The sequence below is a fragment of the Mesorhizobium sp. M0306 genome, from assembly GCF_040321655.1.
Lineage (GTDB): Bacteria > Pseudomonadota > Alphaproteobacteria > Rhizobiales > Rhizobiaceae > Mesorhizobium.
Genome location: NZ_JAMYRY010000017.1, coordinates 116,528 through 124,773, shown reverse-complemented (window position 1 = coordinate 124,773; position 8,246 = coordinate 116,528). Strand labels below are relative to the sequence as shown.

Below are 8,246 nucleotides of genomic sequence, written 5' to 3'. Positions count from 1 at the left end.
CTCCACTCCAGCCAGCATCTTGAATCACAAAACAGATAAATCTGGAATCCCCTTTGATTCCGTCAAAGGGGGAACCGCTCTAGCTGCGAGTCTAGACCGTCTCGCTGACTCGGGCCGCAAGAAAATCGGGCAGATCGGCAACCGAATCCAGAATGATATCGGCGATCTGCGACAGCGATTCACGTGTACCGGTGCCGGACAGCACGCCGATCGCCAGGCCGCAGCCGCCGGCGCGCGCCATTTCCAGATCGTGGCGATTGTCGCCGACGACGGCGATCGCCGCTGGCCTGAGTCCTGTCAGATCCGAGAAGGCAAGGATCGTATCCGGCGCCGGTTTTGGATTGGCCACCGCGTCGTAACCATAGGCGGCTTCGAAAAGCTGCGCGACGCCCAGTGTGACCAGGGTCTTTTCCGCGCCGCTGGTCGAGTCGTTGGTGGCGACGCCAAGCCGGTAGGATTTCCTGTGAAGCAGCCCAAGCGTCTCGACCACACCCGGCAGCGCCACCGCCATTGCCGATCCTTGCGCCGAGGTGATGGCGTTGAAGCGGGCGACGGCAAGCATCTGGTCCTCGTCGGACAGCCGTGGAAACCACAGCTCGACGACGTCCATGTTGGTGCCGGAGGCAAAAATCGAATCCGGCTTGAAGCGCTTGGTGGCGAAGTCGAAGCCCGCCGCCGCAAGCAGCCTGTCTGCTTTCCAGCGATCGCCTTCGGCCGCATCCATCGCCATGAAGTCGGCGATGCCCAGCCATGTCGCGTTGAAATCGACAAGCGTGCCGTCCTTGTCGAACAATATTCCCTTGATGTCCGCCAAGCTTTTCACTCCGGGCCGCGCAAGCGGTGAATGTATTCCACCAGTCCGGCAGTCGAGGCATCCCGCTTTGCGGCATTCTCCTTGCCTTCAACGACGGGCAGCAGGCCGGTCGCCAGTTCCTTGCCGAGCTCGACGCCCCACTGGTCGAAGGAGTTGATGTTGAACAGCGTGCCTTCGACGAAGACGCGGTGCTCGTAGAGTGCAATCAGCCGTCCGAACGTGTGGGGGTCGAGTTTCCTGTAGAGGATCGTCACCGAGGGGCGGTCGCCGGAGAAGACGCGGTGCGGAGCAACCCTGTCGACATCGGCGGGCTTCATGCCTTTCGCCAGCATCTGCGCGCGGGCTTCCTCAAGCGTGCGGCCCTTCATGAAGGCTTCCGACTGCGCCAGGCAATTGGCGAGCAGAAGGTCGTGGTGATGCTTCAGTTCCGGCTCGTGGCCGACGGCAGCGGCGAGGAATTCGACCGGAATGAAATCGGTGCCCTGATGTAGAAGCTGGAAAAAGGCATGCTGGCCATTGGTGCCGGGCTCGCCCCAGACCAGCGGGCCGGTCGGCGTCGTCACAGCGCCGCCGTCCAGGGTGACGCTCTTGCCGTTCGATTCCATGTCGAGCTGCTGCAGATAGGCCGGTAGCCTGGACAGACGCTGATCGTAGGGGATGACGGCGCGAGCGGGGTATTTGCAGACCACCCGGTGCCACCAGCCAATCAGCCCCATCAGCGCCGGCAGGTTCTTCGCCAGCGGCGCGGTGCGGAAATGCTCGTCCAGCTCATGGGCGCCGTCGAGAAAGGCGCGAAAATCCTTCGGGCCGATGGCGATCATCACCGGCAGGCCGATCGCACCCCAGACGGAATAGCGGCCGCCGACCCAGTCCCAGAAGCCGAAGACGCGATCGGGCGCGATGCCGAATTTGGCGACCAGGTCGAGCGCCGTCGAGACGGCGGCGAAATGCTTGCCGACTGCTTCCTTGCCGAGCGCCTTCTCGACCCATCGGCGCGCGGTCTCGGCATTGGTCATCGTCTCGACCGTGGTGAAGGTCTTGGAGGCGATGATGAACAGGGTGGTTTCGGCGGAAAGACCCTTCAGTGTGTCGTGAATATGGGCACCGTCGATATTGGATACGTAATGCGCGCGCGGCCCGTCATGATAGGGCGCCAGCGCCAGCGTCGCCATGGCCGGGCCGAGATCGGAGCCGCCGATGCCGATGTTGACGATGTCGGTGATCTTCTTGCCGGTCGCGCCGGCCGCCTTGCCGGAACGCACCGCGTCCGCGAAGGCACCCATCGCGTCGAGTACGGCAAGGACTTCCACCTTCACGTCCTGACCGTCGAGCACGATGCCCTTGCCGGTCAGGTTGCGCAGCGCCGTGTGCAGCACGGCGCGGCCTTCGGTGACGTTGATCTTCTTGCCAGCAAACATAGCGTCGCGCCGGCCTTCGAGGTCGGCGGCCTCAGCCAGCTTCTCCAGCAACTCCATCGTCCGCGCATCGACCGCGCATTTCGACCAGTCGAGCAGCAGGTCGCCGTCGCTGGCGGAGAATTTCTCGAAGCGCTGCGGATCGGCAGCGAAAGCCTCGCGCATCGAGCCCGATTTGGCCGCACGATGATCGCGCAATGCGTCGAGCTGCTTTTGAAAGGACGATTGATCCACTGCTTTGCTCCGGTCTCTTGAGATGCATCTTATCAGGCCGGATGTTTCCGGCGCGTGTCGTCGCGGCAAACTATCGGGTCGAATTCTATCTGTTTCAATGCGCAGCGATGCCGCAGCGCAGCGTGGGCCGGCGCAAAGGATCACTGGCATAAATCCCAGCGATCAGAAAAATTGATTGGCGCAACACCTTGTGCCACCGGTACATTCGACTGGTCCAGCCAAGTGAAAAAAGCTGGCCATCGAGGAACATCTCCCATGCCACAGCGAAACGACACGGCCATATGGTCCGGCCTGTTCCGGATTTCGGCGGAATCCGGTCAGACCCTGCAAGCGCAGATCCGCCAGGCGATTGTCGCCGCCATCCTCGACCGGCAGATCGCGGCTTCCATGCCGCTTCCGTCCTGCCGGATTCTTGCCGAAAAACTCGGCGTAGCGCGCGGCACCGTGGTGCTGGCCTTCCAGCAGCTGGTCGACCAGGGCTTCCTGGTGGCGCGCGAGCGCCGCGGCCATTTCGTCAATCCCGAAGTGCTGGCGACGCCGGCCAAGCCGCACCAGAAAGCGCCCGACCAGGCCAACGAGATCGACTGGAAGGCGCGCCGGCAGATCGCGGCGAGCGACATGCCACCGCCGGCCAAGCACGACAACTGGATCAAGTCGTCCTACCCCTTCGTCTATGGCCAGTTCGACCCGGCGCTGTTCCCGACCGCCGAATGGCGCGAGTGCAACCGCATGGCGCTGGCGGTGCTCGAAATCCGCAACTGGGCGTCCGACATGGTCGACCGCGACGATCCACTCCTGATCGAGCAGATCCAGGCACGGCTGCTGCCGCGACGCGGCATCTTCGCCAATCCGGACGAGATCATCGTGACGCTGGGCGCGCAGAACGCGCTTTACATGCTGGCGACGCTGTTGATGACAAAGGGCTCGAAGGTGGCGATGGAGGACCCGGGCTATCCCGATGCACGTTCGATCTTCCGGCTGGCCGGCGCCGACATCCAGCCGGTTCCGGTCGACCACTCCGGCATCGTAACCTCGGCCATTCCCAATGATTCCGGCTTCGTCTTCGTCACGCCCAGCCACCATTGCCCCACCATGGTGCCGCTGTCGGCAGAGCGGCGGCAGGATCTTCTGGCGCGCGCCAACCGCTACAACCAGATCATCATCGAGGACGGATATGACAGCCAGCTCCTGGACGAGGCGCCGCAGCAGGCGCTGAAGAGCCTCGATCGGTCCGGCCGCGTCGTCTACGTCGGCTCGATGTCAAAGACGCTGGCTCCCGGCCTCAGGCTCGGCTACATCGTCGCCTCGGCCGGGCTGATCTCCGAGCTTCGGGCGCTACGCCGCTTCATGCTGCGCCATCCGCCGGCGAACAACCAGCGCGCCGTCGCATTGTTCCTGTCGCTCGGCCATCACGAGGCGCTGGTGCGGCGGCTGTCGAGCGCCTTCGATGAGAGGCGCAAGCGTCTGGTCCATGCGATTTCCGCCTTCCTGCCGGAGTGGCGCTCGACCGATTCGGCCGGCGGCACGTCGCTCTGGCTCGAGGGGCCGCGCGGCACCGATTCGCGCGGGCTGGCGGAGGCCGCAGCCTCGCGCAGCGTCATCATCGAGCCTGGCGACCGCTTCTTCGACCGTACCGAAAAACCATCGCGTTTCATGCGCTTGGGCATTTCCTCGATCGCGTTGCAGCACATCGAACCCGGCATCCGCGAACTGGCGACGGCAGCTGGACGCAGGCCGGCAGCGGCCTGATCTCCCTTCCCCGACCGGAGCCTGGCGCACGTAGTGCGGCTCCGGTTCTTTAGCTCCTTGGCATATGCGACGGGACCGGCTGGCACATAGGCTGTGCCAATGCCGGCGGCATAGTCGCTATATAAAGGGGACGAAGCAGGCCGATGGTGGACCAACCGCCGCGCCCGCTCCGCAGCTAAAGTTGGAGTGCCTTCATGCCAATGGCCCATGAGAAGCAGGACGTGTCCGCAGACCAGCGTTCGCGGCGGTCCGGCGGGCGCGAGGCGCGCCGCGCCATGCGGGCGGCACCGCTCGCCGACGACGTCAAGCCGGTGCGTGCTGGCCTCGAAGGCGGAAGCTACAGCCCGCTCAGCGGCAATGATTGCGAACGTATCCATGAGGCCGTGCTTACTCTTCTGGAGACAGTCGGTTTCGCCAACGCCATCCCCTCCTGCATCGAGGCACTCACCAAAGCCGGCGCGACCTTCAGTGAGGACGGCCGCCTGCGGTTTCCTCGCGGCCTTGTGCTCGACACGATCAAGAAAGCGGCACGGCATTTCACCCTGCACGGCCAGGATCCGAAGCATGACATGGTGATCCAGGGCAAGCGCGTGCATTACGGCACGGCTGGTGCTGCGGTGCATCTCGTCGATGTCGAAAAGCGTGAGTATCGCGAGTCGCTGCTGCAGGACATTTACGATGCCGCGCGCCTGGTCGAAGGGCTCGACAACATCCATTTCTTCCAGCGGCCGATGGTGCCGCGCGACATTCCCGACCCGCTCGATATGGATTTCAACACGCTCTACGCCTGCGTCATGGGCACGTCGAAGCATGTCGGCACCTCGTTTACCGTGCGTGAGAACGTCAAGCCGGCGCTCGACATGCTCTATGCGATTGCCGGCGGCGAAGAGAATTTTCGCGCCCGGCCTTTCGTCTCCAATTCGAACTGCTTCGTCGTGCCGCCGATGAAGTTTGCCGAGGACGCCTGTGGCGTTCTCGAAGCCTGCGTCGAGGGCGGCATTCCGATCCTGCTGCTGTCGGCAGGCCAGGCGGGTGCGACGGCACCGGCGGCGATTGCCGGCGCCGTGGTGCAGGCGGTCGCCGAAGTGCTCGTCGGCCTCATCTACGTCAACGCCATCAAGCCAGGCCATCCGGCGATTTTCGGTACTTGGCCGTTTGTCTCGGATCTCCGGACCGGCGCCATGTCGGGCGGTTCGGCCGAGCAGGCGGTGCTGACCGCGGCCTGCGCGCAGATGGCGCAATTTTACGACCTGCCGGGCGGTTCGGCCGCCGGCATGACAGATTCGAAACTGCCTGACATTCAGTCCGGCTACGAAAAGGGCATAACCGACGTGATGGCCGGTCTTGCCGGCCTCAACCTGGTTTACGAATCGGCCGGCATGCACGCCTCGCTGCTCGGCTTTTGCCTTGAGAGCCTGATCATCGACAACGACATGCTCGGCCACTGCCTGCGCTGCGTGCGCGGCATCGAAGTGACGGACGAGTCGCTGTCGATCGACACCATTGCCGATGTCTGCCTGAAGGGCCCGGGCCATTATCTCGGCAACGAGCAGACGCTGCGGCTGATGCAGACCGAATATTTCTATCCGGCCGTCGGCGACCGCTTTTCGCCTAAGGAATGGAATGAGAAAGGTAGGCCTGACATCTTGCAGCGGGCGATCATCGAGAAGAAGCGCGTGCTTGCCGAACGCTTCCCGCGCCACGTGCCGAAGCCGGTCGACGACAAATTGCGCGCCCGCTTCGGCGATATGATCAAGCTGCCGCGCGGCAGAATGGGCGGCTGAGCGTTACCCGCTCACCGCCAGCAACAACACACCGGCCAGCGCCGATCCGGCAAGCGTCGGCAGCATACCGATCTTCAGCTTCAGAATGGCGATCATGGAGGCACAGGAAAGCAGCGCCGCGCGCCAGTCTATCGATGAAAGCACCGGCACGTCCATTTCAAGCCCGACATTGCGCACTTCGCCGAAGATGACGTGCAAGCCAAACCATAGAGCGAGATTCATGATGACGCCGACGACGGCGGCGGTGATCGCACCGAGCGCCGCCGACAGCGCCTTGTTGCCGCGCAGCGCTTCGATGTAAGGCGCGCCAAGGAATATCCACAAGAAACATGGAGTAAACGTCGCCCATAGCGTGAACAGACCCCCAAACAATCCGGCAAGCAGCGGCGCCAGCAAGCCCGGCTGGCGGAACGCGGCAACGAAGCCGACGAACTGCAAGACCAGGATGAGCGGACCCGGCGTGGTTTCGGCAAGTCCGAGGCCGTCGACCATTTCACCGGGTGCCAGCCAGCCGAAGTACTCGACCGCTGCCTGCGCGACATAGGCAAGGGCTGCGTAGGCACCGCCGAAGGTGACGACCGCCATGACACTGAAGAAGCCACCGATTTGCGTCCAAACGCTGGCAGGGCCGGTGACAGCCCAGACCAGCAGAATAGGCCCCAGCCAGATCGGCAGCCAGATCGCCAAAGTGCGCGGCGCGTGCCATCGTGTCGGCCTGACGTGGGTCAGTTCGCCGCGCTCGAACATCAGATCGACCACGCCCTTTATGTCGGGAACATCGCCCTTGCCATGCGAAGCGCCGGAAAAAAAAGCCGGCGCACTACGGTTGCCGATCCAGCCTGCCAGGCCGGCAAGCAGCACGATCAGCGGAAACGGCACGTTCAACGCGTAGATGGCGATGAAGGCGGCGAGTGCGATCGACACCATGACCGGGTTTTTCAGCGCGCGTCTGCCGATCCGGATCACCGCCTCGATGACAATGGCGAGCACGGTCGCCTTGACCCCGAAAAACAGCGCCGCGACGAGTGGTACATCGCCATAGAGCGCATAGAGGCTGCTCAGGACGAACATGACAAGCGCGCCCGGCACGACGAAGAGAATGCCGGCAACAAGGCCGCCGACCGTTTTGTGCAGCAACCAGCCGATATAGATGGCGAGTTGCTGGGCCTCGGGGCCAGGCAGCAGCATGCAGTAGTTCAACGCATGCAGGAAGCGTTGTTCGCCGATCCAGCGCCGTTCCTCGACCAGTTCCTTGTGCATGAGCGCAATCTGCCCGGCCGGGCCGCCAAAGCTGAGCACGCCGATTTTCGCCCAGACCTTCACGGCCTGCCGGAAGCTCGGCACAACCGGCTCCTGGATCTCCGGCGGCTTTTTCGAAAGGACGGCGCTCACGATGGTTTGCCCGCGCCGAGACTGACTGCGCCGGCGGCCGGCCAGTTATGCGTCTCTTCGGTGGCATCGCGGCACCAGCGGAAGAACGCATCGTAAAGCAGCATGCCGGCCTCGAGCTGCTCCAGATCGTCGCGAAACATTCGTGACAGGCCAAGCGAGGCGGCCAGGAACCCGGCCGCCTGTGGAACAAGATCGAGGCTCGCAGTATCGGCAGCGCGTATGATCGTGGCCAGGCGATCGAGCGCTTCGGATTTAAGCCCGAACTCCTCGATCATGGTGTCGAAGGTGCAGCGTTCGCCGCGGTGGCTCCAGAACACGTTCTCGATGTCGAAAGGCACGGCCTGAAAGCGATCGGCGACGGCCGCCACTTCGGCCGGCTCGACGAAGAGAAAGACCGCGTGAGGATCGATGAAGCGCCGGATCAGCCAGGGGCAGGCGATGCGATCGACCTTCGGGCGCGTACGCGTCACCCAAACGGTGCGGCCCTTGGCATCGGCGGGCGGTATCTTGTCGGCGTGAACGAGAAGGCCCTTGGCATCGCGCCATGCTTCAAACCCGCCGTCGAGCGATTCGGCGGCAATGCCCTCCTGCCGCAGCCATGCGGCCACGCCTTGCGAAAGCTTTTTTCCCTGCTGGCAGACGACTGTCACTTGCCTGCCAGCGAAGTCGGCAGCCCAGTTCGAGACAGTCCTGAAATCACGCCGATCCGACCCCGGCAGCAATCGCGGGTCGGCGTTGTAGTCATCATCGATGCGGACGTCGATGATTGCGGGTGCACCCGGCAGCCCAATCAGACGGGACAGTTGCGATACAGTGATAGCGGTTGTTGACGGCATGGCGTCCACCTCCTTGAAAGAG

Annotated in this window: 6 protein-coding genes; 2 read left to right on the top strand and 4 right to left on the bottom strand. The window is 63.5% G+C overall.

All coding sequences use genetic code 11. The features are described 5' to 3' along the window. Positions 1-91: 91 nt before the first annotated feature. The gene (locus NKI95_RS21940; RefSeq protein ID WP_352719328.1) at positions 92-814 is read right to left on the bottom strand and encodes an HAD family hydrolase; all 723 of its coding nucleotides are present in this window, start codon (positions 812-814) and stop codon (positions 92-94) included. A 5-nt stretch (positions 815-819) separates the two neighbouring features. Then, positions 820-2,463, bottom strand: coding sequence for a glucose-6-phosphate isomerase (gene pgi, locus NKI95_RS21935; RefSeq protein WP_352719327.1), 1,644 nt, complete (start codon positions 2,461-2,463; stop codon positions 820-822). Positions 2,464-2,718: 255 nt separating this feature from the next. Between pgi and pdxR the strand changes: the two genes are divergently transcribed. Beyond that, entirely contained in the window at positions 2,719-4,212 is a 1,494-nt protein-coding gene (gene pdxR, locus NKI95_RS21930) for a MocR-like pyridoxine biosynthesis transcription factor PdxR (RefSeq protein ID WP_352467513.1), read from the top strand. Between the two features lie 194 nt (positions 4,213-4,406). Further along, positions 4,407-5,996 (top strand): trimethylamine methyltransferase family protein, encoded by a 1,590-nt coding sequence (locus tag NKI95_RS21925; RefSeq protein WP_352665368.1) that lies wholly within the window; start codon positions 4,407-4,409, stop codon positions 5,994-5,996. A gap of 3 nt (positions 5,997-5,999) precedes the next feature. Here NKI95_RS21925 and chrA read toward each other — a convergent pair whose 3' ends face one another. Next, the gene (chrA, locus tag NKI95_RS21920; protein ID WP_352719326.1) at positions 6,000-7,388 is read right to left on the bottom strand and encodes a chromate efflux transporter; all 1,389 of its coding nucleotides are present in this window, start codon (positions 7,386-7,388) and stop codon (positions 6,000-6,002) included. Beyond that, positions 7,385-8,224 (bottom strand): chromate resistance protein ChrB domain-containing protein, encoded by an 840-nt coding sequence (locus tag NKI95_RS21915; protein WP_352719325.1) that lies wholly within the window; start codon positions 8,222-8,224, stop codon positions 7,385-7,387. Before NKI95_RS21915 ends, chrA begins: the two co-directional genes overlap by 4 nt. Between the last annotated feature and the right edge of the window lie 22 nt (positions 8,225-8,246).